The organism is Cohnella hashimotonis (assembly GCF_030014955.1).
GTDB lineage: Bacteria > Bacillota > Bacilli > Paenibacillales > Paenibacillaceae > Cohnella > Cohnella hashimotonis.
Window position 1 is genome coordinate 7,054,199 of the sequence record NZ_JAGRPV010000001.1, and the last position, 23,489, is coordinate 7,077,687.

Here is a 23,489-nt window from a genome sequence, read left to right on the forward strand (position 1 = left end):
TTGCAATCGGAATCGCTCAGCCCTTGTAGCCGTCCTGCCATCTCAACGTCCGGCGTTCGACCGCCTTGACTGCCGAATCCAGCAGCTTGCCCACGACCGCGAAGATCAGTATGCCGACGAAAATGACTTCCGGTTGGCCGTTCTGCTTGGCCTCGTTGATCAGAAAGCCGATCCCCGAGGTCGAACCGATCAGCTCCGCCACCACCAGCCCGATCCAGGAGACTGCGAGCGAGGTTCGCAAGCCCAGCAGGATTTGCGGGAACGCCGCCGGCACGATCAGCCTTGAGATCCGTTTGAACCGGCTGAAGCTAAGTGTTCGCGACACCTCGAACAGCTTGTTGTCCACTTGGCGAATGCCCAGGAAGGTGTTGACGTAAAGCGGGAAAAACGAACCTGCGGCGATGATGACCACTTTCGATGTTTCTCCGAATCCGAACCACAAAATAATGAGCGGCGCGATCGCCAGATGCGGTACGAGGCGCAGTACCTGCGCGCTGGGATCGAGGAGATACTCGGCCCGACGGAACAACCCCGTCAGAAGGCCTAGCGCCAACCCCAGTCCGCCGCCGAATAAGAATCCGATTCCGGCTCGGCGTATGCTGTCTCCCAAGTGATGGAGCAAGCCGCCGTTCGCCGCCAAGTCCGCGAATGCCGCCGCGATTGCGGCCGGCGTCGGGAGAAATTCCGATGAGATCCACCCGAGGCTGCCGGCCAGCTGCCAGACGGCGAGCGCCGCGACCGGCACCAGCCATCCGGTTGCGATGTCCGCCAATGCCGCACGTATTTTCCCGACTGCGTCCCGAACCCGTTTCTCTCTTGTTTTCCCGGCCGGCGCGATCCATGCTTCAACTCTCTCGCTCATCTCTCACGCCTCCTTTATCCGCTGTAGGTGTCTTTCCAACGCACGATTCTGCGCTCCAGCAGCCGCACGGCCGTATCCGATATGAGCCCGGCGACTGCGAATACGAAGATGCCGACGAATACGACCGGCGTATCCGCAAACTGGCGCGCATCCGATATCATATAGCCGATGCCCGACGTAGAGGCGATCAATTCAGCCACAACCAGCCCCAGCCAAGCCAATCCCAGCGACAGCCTTGCGCCGAGCAGAATATTCGGTATCGCCGCCGGGATGACCAGCCGCACGATTTGTTTGAACCGGTTAAACCCAAGGACGCGGCTGACTTCGAACAGCTTGTTGTCCACCTGCCGAATGCCGAGGAACGAATTGATATAGAGCGGGAAAAAGGCTGCCTTCGCGATCAACAGCACTTTCGACTCTTCTCCGATTCCGAACCAGAGAATAAACAGCGGCACGACGGCGAGACTTGGAATCATTCGGATCATCTGAATCGTCGGATCAAGCAGCTTTTCCGATCTGCGAAACAGACCGACCAGGACGCCGAAAGCAAGCCCCAGGCCTCCTCCCAACAAAAACCCGGATATCGCCCGAACCGCGCTGATTCGAAAGTTCTCCCACAAATCGCCCGATGCCGCCAGATCTGCGAACGAACCGGCGATGACTGTAGGCGCTGGAAACATAAGCTCCGACAGATATCCCCATTCGGCCAACGCTTGCCAGACCGCGATGACGGTCACCGGCAGCAGCAGACCAAGTCCGATCTGCACCCATCGTCCAGGCGCCCCCGCCTCTCGCGAGTCTGCTATTCGACTGTTCATCCATGCTCCCTCCCTGCCCATTCAGCGGAATTCCTGCTGCCTGTATTGCCCAGATTATAAACACATTAATTCCTAGCTGTAAAATAGGAATTATCTATCGATGGCTTTATTGACAGGGTAAGTACCCCGATGTTACGGTTAACTTATTATTCTCATCGTTTTTGTATGTTATATTTCTCTTCACATAGGGAGGCGTATATTGTGGGGAATGTCTCGCTGGAAATCACCAATTTGAACAAACAATTCGTTGGCGCAAAAGGGGCCGTGACGGCCCTCAAAAATGTCGATCTCAAAGTGCGAGATGGCGAGTTCATTACGGTCATCGGCCCGAGCGGATGCGGCAAGAGCACCTTGCTCCGCATTGTTGCGGGACTCGATACGCAGTATGCCGGGCATGTCCGTCTGAACGGCGCTCCAATCGTCAAGCCTGGCATCGATAAAGGCTTTATTTTTCAGGAGCATCGTCTGTTCCCATGGCTGACCGTGGAGAAAAATATCGCTTCCGATTTGTCTCTGAATGATAAAGACGTGCGTCGAAAAGTGGACGAATTAATCGGGCTTGTACGGCTCAAGGGCTTTGAGAAAGCTTATCCGCGCGAGCTCTCAGGCGGGATGGCGCAGCGGGTTTCCATCGCTCGAGCCCTGCTCCGGCAGCCTCAGATCTTGCTGCTTGACGAGCCCTTTGGGGCGCTGGACGCCTTTACGCGTGCCCATATGCAGGAGGTGCTGCTCGAAGTGTGGCGCAACAACAAGACAACGATGATCTTCGTCACCCACGACATTGACGAAGCGATCTTCCTTGCCGATCGTGTCGTTATCCTGAAGCCCAGACCCGGCGAGATCAGTGCGATCGTCCCCGTCGAGCTCTCCCATCCTCGTAAGAAGGCGAGCCCGGACTTCCAGGCACTGCGCTTGAAGGTACTCAGCCAATTTGAATCCGGCGAGGAATTCCAATTCGCAGACGGCGCGGGAATTTAAAGCAGGACAAAAAGAAGCCTGGCGGCCTAACCCTGAGGGGGTCGGGAAGCCAGGCTTCTTGATTATTATCTATGATAGCCGGTGATTAAGCTTCAAGGATGTTGAGCTCGGTGTCCTTGTCGAAGATATGGATCTTGTTCATATCGATCGCCAGCTTGATGTTTTGGCCTTCTTGCAGCTGGGAACGGCCGTCGACGCGAGCGATAACGTTGTCCTTGCCCAGTCCGTTCAGGTACAGGAACATTTCGTGACCGAGGTTTTCGGAAACTTCAATGCTCGCGCTGATGACGGAGTTCGGAGAAGCTTCGATAAAGACCGGCTCTTCGTGCAGATCTTCAGGACGAATGCCTACGATCATCTCGCGGCCGATGTAGCCCTTGTCACGAAGCAGTTGCGCCTTGCCAGCCGGAATAACGACGTTGATGCCCGTTGCCTTGAAGCGAACGGCGCCGCCTTCTTCCGACAGTTGGCCGGTGATGAAGTTCATCGCCGGAGCGCCGATGAAGCCTGCTACGAACAGGTTGACCGGGTGGTTGTAGAGCTCATCCGGCGTAGCTGCTTGTTGAATAAAGCCGTCCTTCATAACGACGATACGGTCGCCCATCGTCATGGCTTCCGTCTGGTCATGGGTTACGTAGATGCAAGTCGTCTCAAGACGCTTCATCAGCTTGGAGATGTTCGCCCGCATCTGCGTACGCAGCTTGGCGTCAAGGTTCGACAGCGGTTCGTCCATCAGGAACACTTGCGGTTCGCGGACGATTGCGCGGCCCAGGGCGACACGTTGGCGTTGACCGCCGGAAAGCGCCTTCGGCTTGCGGTCGAGCAGATGCTCGATCTCGAGCGTGCGCGCAGCTTCGCGAACGCGACGGTCGATCTCGTCCTTGCGGAACTTGCGGAGCTTAAGACCGAATGCCATGTTCTGATATACGTTCATGTGCGGGTACAGCGCGTAGGATTGGAATACCATCGCGATATCGCGGTCCTTCGGTGCAACGTCGTTCACGACGCGATCGCCGATGTACAGCTTGCCTTCGGAGATTTCTTCGAGGCCTGCGATCATACGCAGCGTCGTCGATTTGCCGCAGCCGGACGGGCCGACCAGCACGAGAAATTCTTTGTCTGCAATGTCGAGATTAAAGTCGGTTACCGACGCTTTGTCGGAACCCGGATATTTTTTGTATACATGCTCTAAACGTACGCCTGCCATTGAGAGTTCCCCCTAACGCTTCGTTTAAGGTACGTTCTTATCTTACCTTAGACCGTGACGACTGACTATGCACAATCCGTACAAAAAATTCATTTCCTTTTCGTAACTTTGTACAATAGCATAAGCAGACGCACCAAAATGGCATCGTTAAAGGAGCGGACGTCCAGGCCTGCTTCCTGCTTGAGCTTGTCCAGCCTGTAGAGCAGCGTGTTGCGATGAATAAACAGACGCTTCGCCGTCTCGCTCACGTTGCAGTCCATGGCAAAGAAGGCATCTAGCGTCGACACCGTCTCCGGGTCCGTGAACAGGTCCTGCCGCCCGGACATCTCGTCCATAAATCTCGATCGCACAGGCTCGGGAATGCCGCTAAGGAGACGCTCCAGGTGAACCAGCCACGGCATATGCACATGCATGCCCATATGGAACTTGCGTCCCAGGTTGATCGTCTCCCGCAGCGTCGCGACGGCGTAGACGAGACTCTCCGTGGGGATGATCGGCTCTCCTACCGCCACATGGCAGTCGCCGCCCCACTCCTCGGTGATCATCTGATGAAGGCCGGTCGCCAGAGACACTAGGGCTTCCTTGGTCTCGCCGCGTTCGATCATATCGCCTTCGTTGGTCTCGACCTCGGCGAGCAGCCTGTCCGTCCCCAGTATAAGCCATTCTCTCTCGCGGAGGGGAATGAGCAGCATTTCGTCCGACAAATAAGAGCGGAATACCTTTTCCAATTCAACGTAAGAAGGCTCGCGGTTTTCAGCTTGTTCGCTCATCAGCAAAAAAGGAATCATCCCGTCGAACAGCCGGTGGTGCAGCTCGAACCGCTCGGGAATCTCCGCACGCCATTCGCCTGCATCGATCGACTGCTGCAGCCAGTCGCCTAGCTTGCGAGCCTGACGCTCCAGCTCTGAAGCGCTGGTGCTGGCCGACTTCGACATCGATCCTTGCTTGGCCAGCCAGCTCAACAGCTCCTTTTCCAGCAAGGTAAGCTCCGCTTGCGCCCTTAGTACCTGCACATGGTGGTTATCCGCCTTGGTCACAAGCATGAATCCTTGTTCAAGCTCCAGCTGATCCCCGGATTCGGGTAGCTTGGCGCCTCCCGCTTTGACCCACTCGGCTTTGGACATCGTATCGATCTCGACAGATCCGTTTATCAACTGCTGCAACTGTTGAAGCCTCGTATTGTTCATCCTGCGAGCCCCTCGTTTGCCTGGCGTTAGCCACATTGTACCACATCGGCTCTCGGCCGGGCCAAGCTGCGTCGATTAACCGTTTCGAAGCAGGAGCAGCACCACGACGGACATTAGACCGAACACGGCTGCGATGAGGTACAGAAACGAGACCGTCTGAACCTGAGACAGTCCCCACTTCATTAAACTATGGTGCGTATGGAGATTGTCCGCGTGATGCAGCCCCTTTCCCTTGATCAGACGCCTCGCGAATACGATGGCCGTGTCGAGGATCGGTACGCCTAGGGCGAGCAGCGGCACGAGCAGAGACAGAAAAGTCGCGCCTTTTAAAGTGCCGTCCATGGCGATTACCGCCAGCATATAACCTAAAAAGGTCGCCCCCGCGTCTCCCATAAAAATTCGTGCCGGGTGAAAATTATAAGCCAGAAAGGCCAGGCAGGAGCCGGCGATCGCCAGCGCGGCGAAAGCAGTCGTTTCTTGATGACCGACAATCGAAGCCACGAACAAGGTCATGGCCGAAATTACGGATATGCCCGAAGCCAACCCGTCCACGCCGTCTATAAAATTCATCATATTAATAAGCGCGAATACCCAAAACATTGTAAACAAAATGCTCCAGCCGTCGCTGAACAAAATCATCGACGACAAAGAAGGCGTCGAAACGCCCTGAATGGTAATACCGAATTCGCAAGGAATATACGACACAAGAATATAGAGGATGAGACGCGGCCATACGGGAAAATCTTTGCCTTTCGATTTGAAACCGTCGTCCACAAGTCCGATCGCTACCAGTAGCGCTCCGCCCGTAACGATCGCCCTGAACAAAGTCGCATGCTGCACAAAAAGCGCGCAAGTAAGCACTGCTCCGGCATAAATCGCAACGCCGCCGCTTAAGGGAATCGGCGTTTTATGTATTTTACGGCTGTTCGGCCGGTCGACAAATCCGATCCTCAGAGCCAATATTCGCACAAAAGGGACCAAGATCATCACACATAAAAAAGCGAATGCAAACGCGTACGGATATCTCATGCTGGATGCCTCCGGACTGTCGGGATGCGCTTAACGTTCCCAACTCGGCGGCCTCTTCATTCGAAGGAAATCGAAGAATGTTCCTGAAATGCAAAAAAACAGACGACATCGCGTCTGCTTCGACTGAAAAAATGGTGAGCCATGAAGGACTCGAACCTTCGACACCCTGATTAAAAGTCAGGTGCTCTACCAACTGAGCTAATGGCTCGGGTAAACTGGTGGAGGCTGATGGAGTCGAACCACCGAACCCAGAGGGAACAGATTTACAGTCTGTCGCGTTTGGCCACTTCGCTAAGCCTCCACGTTATGAACCCGATCCCCGGTAGCTTGCACACCTGATGGCTTGCTTATACCGGAAATGAATGGTGGCTCGGGACGGAATCGAACCGCCGACACGAGGATTTTCAGTCCTCTGCTCTACCGACTGAGCTACCGAGCCGTAAAGATTGCCATTAAAAATGGCGGAGCTGACGGGATTCGAACCCGCGGTCTCCTGCGTGACAGGCAGGCATGTTAGGCCTCTACACCACAGCTCCATGTGGTTAAATCAATGGTGGAGGCTGAGGGGATCGAACCCCCGACCCTCTGCTTGTAAGGCAGATGCTCTCCCGGCTGAGCTAAGCCTCCACGGGATAAATGGTATGGTAGCGGCAGAGGGGATCGAACCCCCGACCTTTCGGGTATGAACCGAACGCTCTAGCCAGCTGAGCTACGCCGCCACGCCACTTTGCGACTGGAGCTTGTCCAGTACGCAGCTTCACAGAGCTTGCGCCCTGAAAACCGGATGCGAAACAAACCTGCGCTTAGAAATGCTCTTACCTGTGCGGCTTGCCGTTTGTTCCTCGGAAGGAACAGTAGGATAAGCCCTCGACCGATTAGTACTCGTCAGCTACACACATTACTGTGCTTACACCCCGAGCCTATCAACCTCGTGTTCTCCAAGGGGTCTTACATACTGGGAAATCTCATCTTGAGGCGGGCTTCGCGCTTAGATGCTTTCAGCGCTTATCCCTCCCGCACTTGGCTACCCAGCGATGCTCCTGGCGGAACAACTGGTACACCAGCGGTGCGTCCATCCCGGTCCTCTCGTACTAAGGACAGCCCCTCTCAAATTTCCTACGCCCGCGACAGATAGGGACCGAACTGTCTCACGACGTTCTGAACCCAGCTCGCGTACCGCTTTAATGGGCGAACAGCCCAACCCTTGGGACCTACTTCAGCCCCAGGATGCGATGAGCCGACATCGAGGTGCCAAACCTCCCCGTCGATGTGGACTCTTGGGGGAGATAAGCCTGTTATCCCCAGGGTAGCTTTTATCCGTTGAGCGATGGCCCTTCCATTCGGTACCACCGGATCACTAAGCCCGACTTTCGTCCCTGCTCGACTTGTAGGTCTCGCAGTCAAGCTCCCTTATGCCTTTGCACTCTTCGAATGATTTCCAACCATTCTGAGGGAACCTTGGGGCGCCTCCGTTACGCTTTAGGAGGCGACCGCCCCAGTCAAACTGTCCGCCTGACACGGTCCCTTCACCGGATTCACGGTGACAGGTTAGAACCTAGATACGATCAGGGTGGTATCCCAACGGCGCCTCCATTGAAGCTTGCGCTCCAACTTCTTAGGCTCCCACCTATCCTGTACAGACCGTACCCAAGTTCAATATCAAGCTACAGTAAAGCTCCATGGGGTCTTTCCGTCACGTCGCGGGTAACCTGCATCTTCACAGGTACTAAAATTTCACCGGATCTCTCGTTGAGACAGCGCCCAAGTCGTTACGCCATTCGTGCGGGTCAGAATTTACCTGACAAGGAATTTCGCTACCTTAGGACCGTTATAGTTACGGCCGCCGTTTACTGGGGCTTCGGTTCACAGCTTCGGGTTGCCCCTAACCGCTCCCCTTAACCTTCCAGCACCGGGCAGGCGTCAGCCCGTATACTTCGCCTTACGGCTTCGCACAGACCTGTGTTTTTGCTAAACAGTCGCTTGGGCCTATTCACTGCGGCCCCCTCGGGCTATTCACCCTACCGAGGCACCCCTTCTCCCGAAGTTACGGGGTCATTTTGCCGAGTTCCTTAACGAGAGTTCTTCCGCGCGCCTTAGAATTCTCTTCTCGCCTACCTGTGTCGGTTTGCGGTACGGGCACCTTCTCCTGGCTAGAGGCTTTTCTCGGCAGCGTGAGCACGGAACCTTCGGTACTGTAATTTTCCCTCCCCATCACAGCTCAAGGTTAAAGCATGCGGATTTGCCTACATGCACCCCTCACTGCTTGGACGAGCTATTCCATCAGCTCGCGTTCTTGCCCTCCTGCGTCCCCCCATCGCTCGTAACGGATTACGGTGGTACAGGAATTTCAACCTGTTGTCCTTCGACTACGCCTTTCGGCCTCGCCTTAGGTCCCGACTTACCCTGAGCGGACGAACCTTCCTCAGGAACCCTTAGGCTTTCGGCGGACAGGATTCTCACCTGTCTTTTCGTTACTCATACCGGCATTCTCACTTGAATGCAGTCCACCGGTCCTCTCGGTCCGACTTCAACCCGCATTCAACGCTCCCCTACCCAAGTACCAAAAGGTACATGCCATAGCTTCGGTGGTGTGTTTAGCCCCGTTACATTTTCGGCGCAGAGTCACTCGACCAGTGAGCTATTACGCACTCTTTAAATGGTGGCTGCTTCTAAGCCAACATCCTGGTTGTCTTCGCAACTCCACATCCTTTCCCACTTAACACACACTTGGGGACCTTAGCTGATGATCTGGGCTCTTTCCCTCTTGACGACGGATCTTAGCACTCGCCGTCTGACTCCCGAGCATACATCCATGGCATTCGGAGTTTGACTGGACTTGGTAACCCTTGGCGGGCCCCGCACCCAATCAGTGCTCTACCTCCATGATGCTAAATCTCGAGGCTAGCCCTAAAGCTATTTCGGGGAGAACCAGCTATCTCCGAGTTCGATTGGAATTTCTCCCCTACCCCCACGTCATCCCAGAGCTTTTCAACGCTCACGAGTTCGGGCCTCCAGTAAGTGTTACCTCACCTTCACCCTGCACAGGGGTAGATCACCCGGTTTCGGGTCTACGACTACGTACTAAAGCGCCCTATTCAGACTCGCTTTCGCTGCGGCTCCGTCTCTCCGACTTAACCTCGCACGTAAACGTAACTCGCCGGTTCATTCTACAAAAGGCACGCCATCACCCCTAGATCGGGCTCTGACTTCTTGTAAGCGCACGGTTTCAGGTTCTTTTTCACTCCGCTCCCGCGGTGCTTTTCACCTTTCCCTCACGGTACTGCTTCACTATCGGTCGCCAGGGAGTATTTAGCCTTGGCAGATGGTCCTGCCGGATTCCCACGGGGTTTCTCGTGTCCCGCGGTACTCGGGATCCGTCTCGGAGGGAACAGATTTTTGGCTACAGGGCTTTTACCTTCTATGCCGGGCCTTTCCAGACCTCTTCGCCTAACCTATCCCTTTGTAACTCCATGTGAGACGTCCCACAACCCCTGAGAGCAAGCTCTCAGGTTTGGGCTAATCCGCTTTCGCTCGCCGCTACTGACGGAATCACTCTTGTTTTCTTCTCCTCCAGGTACTTAGATGTTTCAGTTCCCTGGGTGTGCCTCCTTATGAGCTATGTATTCACTCATAGGTGACTGGGCATGACCCCAGCCGGGTTTCCCCATTCGGACATCCCCGGATCAAAGCCTGCTTACGGCTCCCCGAGGCAATTTCGCTGTTCGCCGCGTCCTTCTTAGGCTCCTGGCGCCTAGGCATCCTCCGTGCGCCCTTAATAGCTTAACCTGTCGGCTAAACCACACAAGGCATTGCATGAGAATTTCTAATTTGCGCATTTTCGTTTCGCTATCCGGTTTTCAAAGAACAAGTTCTGCACTCCGCCCATCTGACCAGCAGGCTGTGCGGAGAATAAAGATGGTGGAGACTAACGGGATCGAACCGTTGACCCCCTGCGTGCAAGGCAGGTGCTCTCCCAGCTGAGCTAAGTCCCCATGGGAAGTATTCAATTGAAGCTTGGTGGTGGGCCTTAGTGGACTCGAACCACCGACCTCACCCTTATCAGGGGTGCGCTCTAACCAGCTGAGCTAAAGGCCCGCATTTTATGGCCAGTCTCGCTGGCTTCATCCCGATTCCGATGAAGGAATCAAGACCGGCTTGGCGACGTCCTACTCTCCCAGGACCCTGCGGTCCAAGTACCATCGGCGCTGGAAGGCTTAACGGTCGTGTTCGAGATGGGTACGCGTGGAACCCTTCCGCCATTATCACCAAACCGGTATTGCTGAAGGATTTCTCCTTCAAAACTGAACTCGAGCGGTAAAACAACGGACTTCGTATTGCCCCGAAGGGCTCCTTAGAAAGGAGGTGATCCAGCCGCACCTTCCGATACGGCTACCTTGTTACGACTTCACCCCAATCATCTACCCCACCTTCGACGGCTGGCCCCCTTGCGGGTTACCCCACCGGCTTCGGGTGTTGTAAACTCTCGTGGTGTGACGGGCGGTGTGTACAAGACCCGGGAACGTATTCACCGCGGCATGCTGATCCGCGATTACTAGCAATTCCGACTTCATGCAGGCGAGTTGCAGCCTGCAATCCGAACTGAGACCGGCTTTGGTAGGATTGGCTCCGGATCGCTCCTTCGCAGCCCGTTGTACCGGCCATTGTAGTACGTGTGTAGCCCAGGTCATAAGGGGCATGATGATTTGACGTCATCCCCGCCTTCCTCCGGTTTGTCACCGGCAGTCGATCTAGAGTGCCCACCCAAAGTGCTGGCAACTAAATCCAAGGGTTGCGCTCGTTGCGGGACTTAACCCAACATCTCACGACACGAGCTGACGACAACCATGCACCACCTGTCTCCTCTGCCCCGAAGGGAAGGCCTATCTCTAGACCGGTCAGAGGGATGTCAAGACCTGGTAAGGTTCTTCGCGTTGCTTCGAATTAAACCACATACTCCACTGCTTGTGCGGGTCCCCGTCAATTCCTTTGAGTTTCAGTCTTGCGACCGTACTCCCCAGGCGGAGTGCTTAATGTGTTAACTTCGGCACCGAGGGGTGGACCCCCCCAACACCTAGCACTCATCGTTTACGGCGTGGACTACCAGGGTATCTAATCCTGTTTGCTCCCCACGCTTTCGCGCCTCAGCGTCAGTTACAGTCCAGAGAGCCGCCTTCGCCACTGGTGTTCCTCCACATCTCTACGCATTTCACCGCTACACGTGGAATTCCGCTCTCCTCTTCTGCACTCAAGTCTCCCAGTTTCCAGTGCATCACGGGGTTGAGCCCCGCACTTAGACACCAGACTTAAAAGACCGCCTGCGCGCGCTTTACGCCCAATAATTCCGGACAACGCTTGCCCCCTACGTATTACCGCGGCTGCTGGCACGTAGTTAGCCGGGGCTTTCTTCTCAGGTACCGTCATCGAATGTGCAGTTAACACATCCTTATTCTTCCCTGGCAACAGAGCTTTACGACCCGAAAGCCTTCCTCACTCACGCGGCGTTGCTCCATCAGGCTTGCGCCCATTGTGGAAGATTCCCTACTGCTGCCTCCCGTAGGAGTCTGGGCCGTGTCTCAGTCCCAGTGTGGCCGTTCACCCTCTCAGGTCGGCTACGCATCGTCGCCTTGGTGAGCCGTTACCCCACCAACTAGCTAATGCGCCGCAGGCCCATCCCAAAGCCACAGCTTGCACCGTGTTTCTCAGCAAGATGATGCCATCTCGCTGCCTATCCGGTCTTAGCATTCGTTTCCGAATGTTATCCCGGTCTTCAGGGCAGGTTGCCTACGTGTTACTCACCCGTCCGCCGCTAACCTCATCAGGAGCAAGCTCCATCAGAGATCCGCTCGACTTGCATGTATTAGGCACGCCGCCAGCGTTCGTCCTGAGCCAGGATCAAACTCTCCATAAAGGGTAGTTCAATATAGCTCATTTCATTGCTGGTATAACTTTTGCTTCCGCCTCGAAAGGCTTCAGCGTCCGTTTGTTTTAACGCTCGATGTTCAGTTTTCAAGGAGCAATCTCGTCTTCGCTCTGAAGCCTCTTGCTCGGCGGCCTCTCAGCGGCGACTTGAATAATATATCACACTCGCCTAATCCGATGCAACCCATATTTTCTGGAAGTTTGCTTTCTTTCCGACGACCGCTTGGCCGCCGCTCTTAGGCGCGAAAATTAATTTAACACATTCAGGCATCGCTCGTCAATGCGTTTTTTCATTTTTTCTACCTTATAAGACAAGCATATGCTGCAGACCAAGCACAAGCGCGATGCCAGGCAGCCCAAGCAGCGTTACTGCGCCGATTGTCGCCGGATTCAAAGGCACGTGCCATCCGCTGATCCAGCCCGAAAAATTCAACGCATAGATCGCAAAAGCCGCTAACGCCAGATGGGTGCCGAACCTCAAAAGCCAGCCTCCCGGAGCGCTCCTTCGCAAGAGAAGAAGCAGCAGGGAGGCTGCAGAGACGACCAGCATGATGAGCCATACCGTCTTCACGCGCCCTCGCCTCCGACTACGGCAGACTCCATGCTAAACTCAGGCAGTTGCGCAGCTTGATCCGCATGCCAGTGCATGCGCGCGCGACGAAGCGTCATGTCGAGCTTCTGCTCGGCCGCTTCAAGCAGATAGATGGCATAATCGACCTGGTCCGCTCCGAGCGCGTCGTCGAACCTTACGCATGCCTGTCTCCACTCCGCTTCGGCCAGACGAACCTCGTCAACGAGCTTCTCCCGTTCGGACTTGCGCTGCTGCGCCGCCAACCTCTCCCGTCTCCCCTTTAGCATTGCTCACCGCTCCCTCTCCTGTGTGGTCAAGCGCCCGCAAAGGACAACCCGATACCATTTATATGTCACAGAATCGGCATTCAGAATCAGGCAGGCATAGAAAAAAGCGCCCTTCGGCGCTTTTCGGCAGAAATATGGATAAGATTCATAGGATAAATCGTGGCGTCAAAAAAGCTCGCGGCGCCCTTCGAGCGCCTTGGAGAGCGTCACTTCGTCCGCATACTCCAAGTCTCCGCCGACCGGGAGGCCGTGCGCGATACGCGTCACCTTGATGCCGAAAGGCTTCACCAGCCGGGACAGGTACATCGCTGTTGCTTCTCCCTCGATGTTGGCGTTGGTCGCCAGAATCAGCTCCTGCACGCGTTCGTCGCTGAGACGCTGTACAAGCTCCTTGATGCGAATATCATCGGGACCTACGCCATCCATCGGCGAGATCGCGCCGTGCAGCACGTGATAATAGCCGCCAAACTCGCGCGTACGCTCCATGGCGACGAGATCCTTGGGCTCCTGCACGACGCAAATGGCGGACGGATCGCGGGTCTTGTCGGAGCAAATCCGGCAGGGATCCGTGTCGGTAATGTTGCAGCATATTGAACAATAGGTCAGATTGCGCTTGACGCTGACCAGCGCCTTCGCAAAATCGATCGTGTCCTCTTCCTTCATCCGAAGCACGTGAAACGCAAGCCGGGCCGCCGTCTTGGGACCGATGCCCGGCAGTCGGGAGAAGGAATCGATCAGCTTGGCGATCGGTTCGGGATAGAACAAGAATCAGATCCTCGCTTAGAACAAGCCCGGAATCTTCATTCCGCCCGTATATTTGCCCATGTCTGCGTTCGCCAGCTCGTCCGCCTTGGTCAGGGCGTCGTTAACGGCGGTCAGTACCAGGTCCTGCAGCATTTCGACATCCTCGGGATCGACTGCTTCAGGCTTGATCGTTACGTTCAGCAGCTTCTTGTGGCCGTTCATGGATACCGTCACGACGCCGCCGCCGGCCGTACCTTCGATCGTCTTGTCGCCGAGCGCCTCTTGGGCCTTCAGCATTTGCTCCTGCATCTTTTTCACTTGCTTCATCATTTGGTTCATGTTGTTCATCTTATACTCCTCCTCAGTCTTCTCTAATGACGACCAATTCTTCTCCAAAAAGCCGAAGCGCCTCGTCGATCAACGGCTCGCTCTGCGATCCTGTGCCGTCGTCCGGTACGAGCTGCAGCACTTCTGGTTCTTCCCTGCCGGCTCCAGAGTTGTCTGCGGAGGCGAGCGCCTCCTGCCATTCCTTCTGAAGGAGCGTGGCCAACTGGGTAGGCCTCCCGAGCACCGCGCTAAGCACGCCTTCGATCACCTGTCGGTTGGCAGGCTTCTCCGTCGTCTCGCGGTGGATCGAGTTGCGGAAGGCGACGAGCACCGTATCGTCCGCATAAGACACCGGCTCGCCGTCGACCAGCCAGGCGTGTACGGTCACGCGCTCCTCCTTAACCCGCTGCATGGCCTGGGGCCACTTGCCGAGCGCCTGCAGCGCGTCCGGCGAACCCTTCGCCGCGAGGAAGGGATCGACCTTGACGCGCGCGCGAAGCGGCGCCTTGGCGGCCCCGCCCGCCCCCGCGGCAGTCCCCGTGGAGCTGCGAGCCGAGCCGGCGCCTCCGACGCGACTGCCGCCGGCGTCGCCAGGACCGCCGTTGCCTGCGGCCCCGGCGGCCACGCCTGTGCGCGCCAGCTCCGCGAGCTTGCGCTCAAGGCCTGCGACCTGCTGCTGAAGGCGCTGCAGGTCCGCGCCAGCAGCTGCGGCGGGAGCCGCCGAGGCCGCCGCTTGTCCGCCGACGGCGGTGGCGCCGCCGTCCGAACAAAGCTTAAGCAGCGCGATCTCGAACATCGTCTGCGGATGCGCCGCGTACTTCATCTCCGTCTGATACCGGTTGAGATGGTCGATGACGGCGAACAGCCGCTCCCTGCTGAATCCGGATGCCGCCTGCGCAAGCGCAGCCGGGTCGCCTGCACGGCCCGTCGCCCCTTCGGCATCCGGAGCCAATTGTGCCAGCAGCATATCGCGGAAATAATGCATGAGCTGCTCGAGGCACTTGTCCGCGCTCTTGCCGGCCTGCATCATCTCGTCGATCTCGCGAAGCGCCGCGGCGGCGTCCTGATCCCTGATCGCAACCGCCATGCGCACGAACTGATCGGCCGGCAATCCGCCCGTCGCGTCGACCGCGCCCTGAAGCGTGACCTCGCCGCCCGTGAACGAAGCGATCTGGTCGAGCAGGCTCACCGCATCGCGCATCCCGCCGTCGGACAGTCTGGCGATATAGCCCAGCGCATCCGGATCGGCCGAGATGCCTTCCTCGCCGCAAATCTCGCGCAGTCGCTCGACCTGCTCCGATAACGGCACGCGGCGGAATTCGAAGCGCTGGCACCGCGAGATGATCGTCGCCGGCAGCCGATGCGATTCGGTCGTCGCCAGGATGAACATCACGTGCGCCGGCGGCTCCTCCAGCGTCTTGAGCAGGGCGTTAAACGCCTCTGTCGTCAGCATGTGCACTTCGTCGATAATATACACTTTGCGCCGAACCTCGGTCGGCGCGTACTTGACCTTGTCGCGGATGTCGCGAATCTCCTCGACGCCCCGGTTGGAGGCGGCATCGATCTCGACGACGTCCATCACCGCGCCGGACGTGATCCGGCGGCAGGCATCGCATTCGTTGCAAGGCTCCGTCGCAGGGCCGCGCTCGCAGTTGACGGCCTTGGCCAGAACCTTGGCCGCCGTCGTCTTGCCGGTTCCCCTCGGACCGCTGAAAAGATAAGCATGAGACAGCCGGTCTTCCCGGATGGCGTTCTGCAGCGTCTGGACGATATGTTGCTGCCCGACCATGTCCTTGAACGTCTGGGGACGCCAGGCACGGTACAATGCCATATGGGCCATTCCAAGTCGCTCCTGCCTGTGGTGTGATTGCTATTTATTATACATCATCGAGGGGAATCGCTCCACCGCCGGCTGCATGTCCGTTGGTGCCCGAAGCGACGCAAGGGATCAGAACGGTGAACACCGTACCGGACTCCGAGGAGGAAACTTGGATCCTCCCGCCCAAATCGTGAACGATCCGTTGGCAAATGGACAGTCCGAGCCCCGTCCCGTTTTCTTTTGTCGTATAAAAGGGGTCGAAGATGCGGTCTAGCGCAGCTTTAGGTATGCCAGGGCCCGAGTCGCTAACCTCTATAGCTACGAAGCCGGGAATCGAAGGGCTGCCATGACGCTCGCGAATGAGCAGACGACCGCCTTTTCCCATGGCCTCGATCGCATTTTTGCCCAAATTCAGAATGACCTGCTTGAGCATCTCCTTGTCCGCGAAAACGGGCGGCAGATCGGGCTTGGTCTCGTACAATAGGACGATGTCGTGAAGGGTGGCCTCGTTACGAAGCATCGGCATCATCTCGCGCATCACATAGCCGAGACGCATGGAAGACAGCTTGGTCTCCTTCGACTTGCTGAGCAGTAAAAATTCGCCTACCAGGTCCTGCACGCGATCCAGCTCGGAAAGCACGATATGCGCATACTCCTGCTCCTTGGTCATTTGCCGCTCGTCGAAGGATTTTTTCATCAATTGAACGAAGCCCTTGATTGCCGTCAACGGATTGCGAATCTCGTGCGCGGTCCCCGCAGCCACCTGTCCGATCATCTTAAGCCGGTCGGAACGCCGCACCTGCTCCTCGAGCATCATCCAGGGCGTGACATCGTGAAAAAGCAGATAGCCGCCGATCACCTCTCCGCCGGAGACAAGCACGTCCCCGTCGACGACGACTTCCCGGGATACGCCGTCTTTGGTCCATGCCAGCTTGCGGTTGCGAAACGCTTCTCCCTGAAGAAGAGATCGGCCGAAGGGAAGCGGCAGCCCCAGCGTCTCGGCCCAAACGTCCGCCGGCTGCCCGGCCCACGCAGACCGGTCTCCGCCGAAGATGTCGCCTGCCATCGGATTCGCCTCGACGATCCGAAAATCTGCGTCGACGAGCAATACGCCCATCCATTCGTCGGCCAGCATCCGGTTCGCGAACAATCGTATGAAGTGATCCCGGCGCGCACGGGAATCCCCCCGCCACTGCGCGACCGCCCTCAATGCCCCTTGCTGCTGCCTCTTGTCCCCCATGATTCCCCTCCACTCTGACACCTTGACCGCTCGCGCCGCCCGCCCTCTCGCGTTGGAATACGCTTACGCAGAAAATAAAAAAACACACCTCAGCGCAGCTCTGTCTACGCTGAGGTGTGTTGATATTGTGAAATGAAAATCAACATCGAATGAAGGACCGTGCACCTGCCCTCGATCGATGCCATCCAGCCGTACTTCGTTCGTACGCTCCCGAAGGGCTACCCTTCAGCACAAGAACGTGACCACTTACGGCTGCTTCCTTCCGGACCTGACCGGGTTCATGGGCGTCCCTCGCGAAGGACCCTGCGATCAACGCGCCGGGACGAAGCCGGAACTGCGTGGCATGACCTCAAACAGGAATTCGATCTCGCTATAGCGGATTGCGAGTGACAGGGCACCGCTACCTCCCCATCTAGCACGGCATGACCTAGTATAACGAATATCGTCGCCAGGTGCAACTAAGTCCCGCATATCCCCGCACGGGAATCGTTCCCTGTCATCGGCGCCCGACGATCAGCGCGATCGCCCGCCCGCCGGGCGCCGCCTTACGCCGCTGTCAGCGGCCGCCGACAGTACTCACGTGAACGTTGTATCTCGGGAAATTGAAACGGAGCACGGTCGTCGCTTGGCTCTCCACCGTCTGCCGCTGCTTGGCGTCAAGCCCCGGCTTCAGCTTCACGGTCACGTAGGCGTCGGCGCCGTTGAAGGTGACCTGCGAACCTGCGACGCCGTTTAGGTTTTTGATCGTCGTCGACATCATCTTGTAGTCGTTGTCGTAATTGAGCGCCATATGGCGCCCCGGAATGCGCGGGTAACTGCTTGTCCGTCCGAGCAGCCCATCGTCCGCATAGCTTTGCTGCTTGATGGAGCTGCTGTTGGAACCGCCGGAAACGCCGCAGCCGGCGATCGGCAGCGAGGCCGCGAGAAGTGCGGCAGCCAGCAGCATATTAAGGCGGAATCCCGTTGGCTTAAGCATGAAAAAAACCTCCCTTCGTATCCGTTAGGATGCGGAGGGAGGCTGCGCTCTATTCGTGATGATACGGCGTCGATTAGATGCCGTACTTCTTCTTGAACTTGTCGATCCGGCCGCCGGCGTCCAGGAACTTCTGCTTGCCGGTGAAGAACGGATGGCACGCGGAGCAAATTTCGACCTTGATGTTCGGGCGAACCGAGCCGGTCTCAAACGTGTTGCCGCAAGCGCACGTAGCCGTCGTGACGGAGTACTTCGGGTGGATGGCTTCTTTCATCTTAGAATTCACCTCTTCTGCCCTGGAACGCATGCGGCTCCAGAGTTAATGGACATACCCGAACATTATAGCACGACCGTACTCGCGTCGCAATACGCAGCACGCTGCGATGCATTTCTCCGAACCGAAAACTTAATTTCGCACCTGGACTTCGTCGATGAACGTCCACGCGCTGCTCGCGGGCGTCACCTCGACCTTGACGTAGCGGCCCGAAACCCCCGAGAGATCGGTAAGCCGGTACTTCTTGGTCTGATCGGCGCTGCCGACCGCCGGCTTCGCGACCGTGCCGATCGGCGTATAGGAAGCGCCCGTCGAGGACACCGAGAACGTGACGGAGGCAGGCAAGAGCACGTATACGGATTTGACTTGAAGAAAGTCCGCATATATTTCCTTGATCGTCTTGCTGGATCCCAGGTCGATCGTAAACGAATAAGCCGACGCGGTATTGCGCCCTTGCCAGGCGGCGTCCGTATACGTCGCCGTTCCGAACGCGCCGTTCGTCAGCTCGGCTGCGCCCGTATCCGGATAGCTCGCATCCGCGGTCGTCGAGGCCGAATAGGATTGGCCTGCGGCGAGGTTCGTCGCATAGACGGTGCCCGCCGCCGTGGTCGCGGAGACGGTCGGCGAGGAGGCGGATTCGTTGCCGGCGGCGTCGAACGAACGGATGGCGTAGCTGTAGGCAGTGGAAGGCGCCAGTTGACCGTCCGTAAAACTGGTCGCATTCGTATAGGCGGTGTATACCAATTCGCTATTCCGATAAATCTTGTACCCGACGACGCCCGTGTTGTCCGTCGATGCGGTCCAGTTCAACTGCACGGTCATCGAATTCGGCGAGGTCGCCGTTAGCCCGCTCGGCGCCGTAGGCGAAGAAGCGTCTACCGCTCCCGTCTGGAAGTAGCTTTTGTATGTGGTGAAATAAAGCGGATTGACCTGCTGCGGACTGATGTAATGGTTGAAGCTGAAACTGGTGTACTTCGACACGTAAGGCTGTACGGCCGCCAAGTCGTCCTTCAGCAGCTTGATATCCATCGGCTTGAAGTCCAGGTTGAACGTCTCCGCGTCGTCCCAAAGCGCGGTCGCGGGCCGCGCGTTAGTTATGGCCGCTTTGGTGGCGGAGAACCAGGCGGCGAGCTGCGCGGTCGTGGCATGGCCAGCGCCGATGCCGTCCTGGAGCGCGATGACGTCGATGGCGGCGTTGGACAGAATGTACTCCCACATCGTCTGCCAGCCGGAAGTCGTCAAGCCGCCCGCCGTATTATAGAAGGGCGATACAATGACAGGCAGGCTCGGGGTCAGCGTCTTGAGCGCATCGATGACCGTATCGTAAAAGGTCGCCATCTTCGCCCATTCCGTCGACGTCGGGAGGTTCCAATTGTCTACCTCGAAGCTGAGATACCACCCTTTGAAGGATGGATTCGATCCGTATTTCGTCCACAGGTCCTGCGCAAGCGACTGCGCGACGGCTGCTTCGTTATTCAACCATGTGGCATTATTCGTGTAGTTAACGAACCAGTCTTCGTTCAGCTGCAATCCCATGTAAATGTCCACGCCGAACTGGTTGCCCATCGCGAGCGTCTTGGCGACGACATCGGTCGACGTGTTCTGCGCGTAGCCGCTCACTCCCGTCGGATAGACCGCGGTATGCGACTTGCTGTTGGCCGACCACTGAAGGAACAGATGATCGATGCCGACCTCCTCCATCCGCTGGAACTCGGTCGTCCACTGCGCGCTCGTCCACGCGTCGCCCAGATCCGGCTGCAGAAAGGAGCCGGAGAGCAGCGGCGCCGCAGCGCCGGCTGGTTTGTTGACCTCCCATTCGTCGATAAACGACCACTTGCCGACCGCGCCCGTGACCGTCGCCCTCACGTATCTCGCCGAAATCGGCGAAGCGGCGCCGCAAGAATAGGGTACCGATACGATATCGACGCCGGTCCCCTGTTGGTTTACGGAACAAGCCGTCGAATAGGCCAAATTGTCGTTCGAATACTCGTAGGCGACCTGCACCGGCGTCTCTACGCCGCCGCCCGTATATTTGAAGAAGTCCGTCTTAAAGCTTTGAAACGTTCTGGCGGTGCCCAGATCCGTTGTAAAGCTGTACGTCGTAGCGCCCGTAACGCCAAGCCGGCCCTGCCATCCGGCGCTGGCGAGCAGGGGCGCCGCATAGATGCCGTCCGTCAACTCCGCGCCGCTATCGGGATACGATGAATTGGCCGCGCTTGAAGCGGTATAAGACTTGCCCGCGAGCAGATTGGGGCTTGCCGCGTTCGCCGCGGAGGGGGCGCCGAGGGCGCCCAGACCGGCTGCCGCAAGCATGCCGGCGCAAAGCGAGACATGCGCGAGACGTTTAATCATCATCTTAAAGCCTCCTTTAATAGATGCCTTGCCAACTTCGGACTTCCGACTTCCGACTTCCGACTTCCGACTTCCACCTTCCGTCTTCCACCTTCCGTCTTCCACCTTCCGTCTTCCGACTGCCTGCGCCGGCACGGCAGCGCGATCCGCAGAGCCGGCCGCCCCCCGCCTCACCCCCTTTTCGGGCATCACAAAATAACCCCGCAAAAGCATGCTTGGCTTTGAAGCCGTACAGCAACTTTTGCGGGGAATCATGGATGTTATGGAAAGTGCTAAATACCGGATTGCCTGGCTAGCCGCACGACTGTCGACCAAGCCGCGTAGCTAGCCTCAAATGTCGGTCAGCATTCGTCTGGCCGCGCCGATGAATCCTGCGCGATCGCCGAGTCCCGCGGCGACGATGTCGACCCCGCCCGGTCCGCGAAAGACGGGCATGATCTTGGCCTCGGTACGCGCGCGGATCCGGTTCAGCAGCGCTTCGCCCTGCGCGGAGACGGCGCCGCCGATGACGATGGCCTGCGGATTGAAGATATGAATCAAGCCTGCAAGACCGACGGACAGCCGCTCCGCGTACGCGTCCAGGACGGCCGAAGCGGCGGGATCGCCGCGCCCGGCGGCCTCGAACAGCGCGATCGGCTGCGTCTGCTCCGCGGGGAGGCCCCGCTCGCGCGCAAGCCGGATCAGCGCGGTCACCGAAGCATACTGCTCCCAGCAGCCCCGGCCGCCGCAGGTGCAATGGAGCCCCTCCATCTGCACGATCATATGGCCAAGCTCGCCTGCATAGCCGTCCCGGCCAAGATCGGCCGCGCCGTCCTTGATCCGGCAGCCGCCGATGCCCGTGCCGAGCGCGACGCACAAGAAGTCGCCGTACTTCGCGCCGACGCCGAGCCAGCTCTCGCCGAGCGCGATCATGTTCACGTCGTTGTCGACCGCGACCGGCATACCGCCGCTCGCTTCGCCCAGCCGTTCGATCAGGGGGACGCCCGCCCAGCCCGGCAGGTTGCCCGTGGCGCCGGCGATGCGGCCTGTCCGCTTGTTCACCTGCCCGGCCGTGCCGACGCCGATGCCGCCAAGCGACGCACCGGCTTGGGCGCAGAGCGCGGCCGCTTCCTCCACGAGCGGGAGCAGCTTGGCGAGGACCGCTTCTCCGCCCGCGCCGGCGTCCGTCGGCACGGTGCGGCTGGCCAACACCTGTCCGTCCGCCGTCACAACGCCAGACTTGATATGCGTCCCGCCGATATCGATGCCAAGCGCCGCTTGCATGCGCGGATCTCCTCCTTCAATATGCGATAGTCCAGGGAAGCGCAACCGGCCGGCAGCCGCTCAGCCCGATATCGCGGAGCGGACGATCCTGTCCACGAACCGCTTGGTGATGAGCTCCGGCCGCGTAATGGCGCTGCCGACGACGACGGCGTACGCGCCGCTTCGCAGGCAAGCCGCCGCCTGGTCCGGCGTCGAGATGCGGCCCTCGGCGAATACGGGAAGCCGCAGCGCCTTGGCGAGCTCGCCGACTAGCGCAAGATCCGGCCCGTCGTTAACCGGACTGTAAGGCGTGTAGCCCGACAGCGTCGTCGAGACGATGTCGAAGCCGAGGCGCTCGGCTTCAAGTCCCTCCTTGACCGTGGACACGTCGGCCATGAGAAGCACGCCCGGATAGCGCGAGCGTGTCTCGGCGATGAGGTCCGGCAGCTGCGCGCCGCCGGGCCTCGGGCGATCCGTCGCATCGATCGCGACGATGTCCGAACCCGCGTCGCAGACCGCCGCGATCTCGCGCATCGTCGGCGTAATATAAATAGAAGAATCGGCGTATCGCTCCTTCCAGATGCCGATGACGGGCAGCGCCGTCCGCGCCTTGATCTCGGCGATGTCCTGCGGCGAGTTGGCGCGGATGCCGACGGCGCCGCCCTCCTTGGCCGCGAGGGCCATGCGCGACATCACGTCGGCGCCGAACAGCACCTCTCCGGCGTACGCCTGGCAGGATACGATGAGTCCTCCCCGCAGGGAAGCAAGAATAGCGTTGTCGTTCATGGCTGACACCTCGCGATTGCTTGATCCGGACTTTCCGATCCGGTCAGCCTTTGATCCCCGTCAGGGAGATACCTTCTACGAATTGCTTTTGGGCGAAGAAAAAGACGACGACGATCGGCAGCGTGAACAGCGCGGATGCGGCCATCAGCAATCCCCATTCCGTATAATGCTCGGCGAGGAAGGCTTGCAGGCCCAGCGTCAGCGTGTACTGCTTGGCCTTGTTGATATAAAGCAGCGGTCCCATGAAGTCCGACCAGGTATACAGAAAAGTGAAAATGGCGACCGAAGCGAGCGCAGGTCTCGTCAGCGGCAGGACGACCGACCAATAGATCCGGTAGTCGTTCGCGCCGTCGATCTTGGCGGCATGGATGAGCGACGTCGGCAGCCCCATGAAAAACTGGCGGAGCAGGAAAATGTAAAGCGGCGCCGCCGTAAAAGTCGGAATGACGAGCGGCCAAATGCTGCCGGTCAGATGCAGCTTCTGAAAGATCAGGTAGACCGGAATCATCGTCACTTGGTAAGGCAGCAGCATCGTGCCGATGACGATTGGAAAAATCCACTTCGCGCCGAACCATTCGATTTTCGTGATCGCGTACGCGACGAGCGGCGCGGAGATGAGCTGCCCGATCACGCTCAGCCCGGTGATGAGCAGCGTATTCCAGAAGTAGCGTGTAAACGGAATGACGTCGAACACGTCCGCGTAATTCCGCCAGCGAAAGACTTCGGGCCAGATGGTGACTGGCAGCGAAGTAATCTCTTCGAGCGACTTGATCGAGGTGAGCAGCATCCATAGAAACGGCGCGACGAAGGAAAGTCCGAGCGCGATCAGGATGGCATGGGTCGCCGTTTTTTGTCGAAGCAAGCGCGTCTTCAT

At 58.1% G+C, this 23,489-nt stretch carries 18 protein-coding genes, 8 tRNA genes, 3 rRNA genes and 1 other RNA gene; 1 reads left to right on the forward strand and 29 read right to left on the reverse strand.

All coding sequences use genetic code 11. The features are described 5' to 3' along the window. Positions 1-16 precede the first annotated feature (16 nt). Together KB449_RS28070 and KB449_RS28075 are read right to left on the reverse strand one after the other, a co-directional pair. The gene (locus KB449_RS28070) at positions 17-862 is read right to left on the reverse strand and encodes an ABC transporter permease (RefSeq protein WP_282911523.1); all 846 of its coding nucleotides are present in this window, start codon (positions 860-862) and stop codon (positions 17-19) included. A 14-nt stretch (positions 863-876) separates the two neighbouring features. Further along, positions 877-1,680, reverse strand: coding sequence for an ABC transporter permease (locus KB449_RS28075; protein ID WP_282911524.1), 804 nt, complete (start codon positions 1,678-1,680; stop codon positions 877-879). A gap of 201 nt (positions 1,681-1,881) precedes the next feature. On the opposite strand from KB449_RS28075, the gene KB449_RS28080 reads away from it, so the two are divergent. Further along, complete coding sequence (locus tag KB449_RS28080; protein ID WP_282912924.1) at positions 1,882-2,658, forward strand: ABC transporter ATP-binding protein; 777 nt, start codon at positions 1,882-1,884, stop codon at positions 2,656-2,658. Positions 2,659-2,743: 85 nt separating this feature from the next. Here KB449_RS28080 and KB449_RS28085 read toward each other — a convergent pair whose 3' ends face one another. The 27 genes from KB449_RS28085 to KB449_RS28215 form a co-directional block, all read right to left on the reverse strand. Beyond that, on the reverse strand, positions 2,744-3,865 hold the full coding sequence (locus KB449_RS28085) for an ABC transporter ATP-binding protein (RefSeq protein WP_090117100.1): 1,122 nt from the start codon (positions 3,863-3,865) through the stop codon (positions 2,744-2,746). 89 nt (positions 3,866-3,954) lie between these two features. Continuing rightward, positions 3,955-5,052, reverse strand: a complete 1,098-nt coding sequence (locus tag KB449_RS28090; protein ID WP_282911525.1) for a PucR family transcriptional regulator — start codon at positions 5,050-5,052, stop codon at positions 3,955-3,957. 75 nt (positions 5,053-5,127) lie between these two features. Next, the gene (locus tag KB449_RS28095) at positions 5,128-6,081 is read right to left on the reverse strand and encodes an MraY family glycosyltransferase (RefSeq protein WP_282911526.1); all 954 of its coding nucleotides are present in this window, start codon (positions 6,079-6,081) and stop codon (positions 5,128-5,130) included. Between the two features lie 132 nt (positions 6,082-6,213). After that, positions 6,214-6,289: transfer RNA gene (locus KB449_RS28100), tRNA-Lys, on the reverse strand. An 8-nt stretch (positions 6,290-6,297) separates the two neighbouring features. Then, a tRNA-Tyr gene (locus KB449_RS28105) sits at positions 6,298-6,382 on the reverse strand. Positions 6,383-6,444: 62 nt separating this feature from the next. After that, positions 6,445-6,520, reverse strand: a tRNA-Phe gene (locus tag KB449_RS28110). Positions 6,521-6,540: 20 nt separating this feature from the next. Next, positions 6,541-6,617, reverse strand: a tRNA-Asp gene (locus KB449_RS28115). A gap of 15 nt (positions 6,618-6,632) precedes the next feature. Next, a tRNA-Val gene (locus tag KB449_RS28120) sits at positions 6,633-6,708 on the reverse strand. Between the two features lie 15 nt (positions 6,709-6,723). Further along, positions 6,724-6,800: transfer RNA gene (locus tag KB449_RS28125), tRNA-Met, on the reverse strand. Positions 6,801-6,936: 136 nt separating this feature from the next. Beyond that, a 23S ribosomal RNA gene (locus tag KB449_RS28130) occupies positions 6,937-9,867 on the reverse strand. A gap of 130 nt (positions 9,868-9,997) precedes the next feature. Then, positions 9,998-10,073 (reverse strand) — tRNA-Ala (locus tag KB449_RS28135). A gap of 26 nt (positions 10,074-10,099) precedes the next feature. Further along, positions 10,100-10,176 (reverse strand) — tRNA-Ile (locus KB449_RS28140). Between the two features lie 58 nt (positions 10,177-10,234). Then, positions 10,235-10,351: ribosomal RNA gene (gene rrf / locus KB449_RS28145) — 5S ribosomal RNA — on the reverse strand. An 85-nt stretch (positions 10,352-10,436) separates the two neighbouring features. Next, a 16S ribosomal RNA gene (locus KB449_RS28150) occupies positions 10,437-11,989 on the reverse strand. Together the 16S, 23S and 5S rRNA genes with 8 tRNA genes alongside form the textbook arrangement of a ribosomal RNA operon. 315 nt (positions 11,990-12,304) lie before the next feature. Continuing rightward, a complete protein-coding gene (locus KB449_RS28155; protein WP_282911527.1) occupies positions 12,305-12,571 on the reverse strand; it encodes a pro-sigmaK processing inhibitor BofA family protein in 267 nt (88 codons plus the stop codon). Beyond that, positions 12,568-12,858, reverse strand: a complete 291-nt coding sequence (locus KB449_RS28160; RefSeq protein WP_282911528.1) for a DUF2508 family protein — start codon at positions 12,856-12,858, stop codon at positions 12,568-12,570. Before KB449_RS28160 ends, KB449_RS28155 begins: the two co-directional genes overlap by 4 nt. A gap of 165 nt (positions 12,859-13,023) precedes the next feature. Next, a complete protein-coding gene (gene recR, locus KB449_RS28165) occupies positions 13,024-13,623 on the reverse strand; it encodes a recombination mediator RecR (RefSeq protein WP_282911529.1) in 600 nt (199 codons plus the stop codon). Positions 13,624-13,638: 15 nt separating this feature from the next. Continuing rightward, entirely contained in the window at positions 13,639-13,950 is a 312-nt protein-coding gene (locus tag KB449_RS28170; RefSeq protein WP_282911530.1) for a YbaB/EbfC family nucleoid-associated protein, read from the reverse strand. Positions 13,951-13,963: 13 nt separating this feature from the next. Continuing rightward, complete coding sequence (dnaX, locus tag KB449_RS28175; protein WP_282911531.1) at positions 13,964-15,769, reverse strand: DNA polymerase III subunit gamma/tau; 1,806 nt, start codon at positions 15,767-15,769, stop codon at positions 13,964-13,966. Positions 15,770-15,806: 37 nt separating this feature from the next. Then, positions 15,807-16,988 (reverse strand): two-component system sensor histidine kinase NtrB, encoded by a 1,182-nt coding sequence (locus KB449_RS28180; RefSeq protein ID WP_282911532.1) that lies wholly within the window; start codon positions 16,986-16,988, stop codon positions 15,807-15,809. A 157-nt stretch (positions 16,989-17,145) separates the two neighbouring features. After that, positions 17,146-17,409, reverse strand: an RNA gene (gene ffs, locus KB449_RS28185) — signal recognition particle sRNA large type. 135 nt (positions 17,410-17,544) lie between these two features. Further along, entirely contained in the window at positions 17,545-17,964 is a 420-nt protein-coding gene (locus tag KB449_RS28190) for a hypothetical protein (protein ID WP_282911533.1), read from the reverse strand. A 73-nt stretch (positions 17,965-18,037) separates the two neighbouring features. Further along, positions 18,038-18,235 (reverse strand): 50S ribosomal protein L31, encoded by a 198-nt coding sequence (gene rpmE, locus KB449_RS28195; RefSeq protein WP_090117667.1) that lies wholly within the window; start codon positions 18,233-18,235, stop codon positions 18,038-18,040. Positions 18,236-18,367: 132 nt separating this feature from the next. Continuing rightward, positions 18,368-20,590, reverse strand: coding sequence for a DUF4434 domain-containing protein (locus tag KB449_RS28200; RefSeq protein ID WP_282911534.1), 2,223 nt, complete (start codon positions 20,588-20,590; stop codon positions 18,368-18,370). A 327-nt stretch (positions 20,591-20,917) separates the two neighbouring features. Then, positions 20,918-21,850 (reverse strand): ROK family protein, encoded by a 933-nt coding sequence (locus KB449_RS28205; RefSeq protein ID WP_282911535.1) that lies wholly within the window; start codon positions 21,848-21,850, stop codon positions 20,918-20,920. Positions 21,851-21,910: 60 nt separating this feature from the next. Continuing rightward, a complete protein-coding gene (locus KB449_RS28210; RefSeq protein WP_282911536.1) occupies positions 21,911-22,615 on the reverse strand; it encodes an N-acetylmannosamine-6-phosphate 2-epimerase in 705 nt (234 codons plus the stop codon). Between the two features lie 43 nt (positions 22,616-22,658). Next, positions 22,659-23,489 carry a carbohydrate ABC transporter permease gene (locus KB449_RS28215; RefSeq protein WP_282911537.1) on the reverse strand — a complete coding sequence of 277 codons (831 nt, stop codon included), beginning with the start codon at positions 23,487-23,489 and terminating at the stop codon, positions 22,659-22,661.

Coding starts and splice junctions, on each gene's coding strand:
- KB449_RS28085 (WP_090117100.1), bottom strand. CDS start 3,865: ATGGCAGGCGTACGTTTAGAGCATGTATACAAAAAATATCCGGGTTCC.
- KB449_RS28205 (WP_282911535.1), bottom strand. CDS start 21,850: ATGCAAGCGGCGCTTGGCATCGATATCGGCGGGACGCATATCAAGTCT.
- dnaX (WP_282911531.1), bottom strand. CDS start 15,769: ATGGCCCATATGGCATTGTACCGTGCCTGGCGTCCCCAGACGTTCAAG.
- rpmE (WP_090117667.1), bottom strand. CDS start 18,235: ATGAAAGAAGCCATCCACCCGAAGTACTCCGTCACGACGGCTACGTGC.
- KB449_RS28190 (WP_282911533.1), bottom strand. CDS start 17,964: ATGCTTAAGCCAACGGGATTCCGCCTTAATATGCTGCTGGCTGCCGCA.
- KB449_RS28170 (WP_282911530.1), bottom strand. CDS start 13,950: ATGAACAACATGAACCAAATGATGAAGCAAGTGAAAAAGATGCAGGAG.
- KB449_RS28210 (WP_282911536.1), bottom strand. CDS start 22,615: ATGAACGACAACGCTATTCTTGCTTCCCTGCGGGGAGGACTCATCGTA.
- KB449_RS28160 (WP_282911528.1), bottom strand. CDS start 12,858: ATGCTAAAGGGGAGACGGGAGAGGTTGGCGGCGCAGCAGCGCAAGTCC.
- KB449_RS28090 (WP_282911525.1), bottom strand. CDS start 5,052: ATGAACAATACGAGGCTTCAACAGTTGCAGCAGTTGATAAACGGATCT.
- KB449_RS28180 (WP_282911532.1), bottom strand. CDS start 16,988: ATGGGGGACAAGAGGCAGCAGCAAGGGGCATTGAGGGCGGTCGCGCAG.
- KB449_RS28215 (WP_282911537.1), bottom strand. CDS start 23,489: ATGAAGACGCGCTTGCTTCGACAAAAAACGGCGACCCATGCCATCCTG.
- KB449_RS28075 (WP_282911524.1), bottom strand. CDS start 1,680: ATGAACAGTCGAATAGCAGACTCGCGAGAGGCGGGGGCGCCTGGACGA.
- KB449_RS28200 (WP_282911534.1), bottom strand. CDS start 20,590: ATGATGATTAAACGTCTCGCGCATGTCTCGCTTTGCGCCGGCATGCTT.
- KB449_RS28070 (WP_282911523.1), bottom strand. CDS start 862: ATGAGCGAGAGAGTTGAAGCATGGATCGCGCCGGCCGGGAAAACAAGA.
- KB449_RS28095 (WP_282911526.1), bottom strand. CDS start 6,081: ATGAGATATCCGTACGCGTTTGCATTCGCTTTTTTATGTGTGATGATC.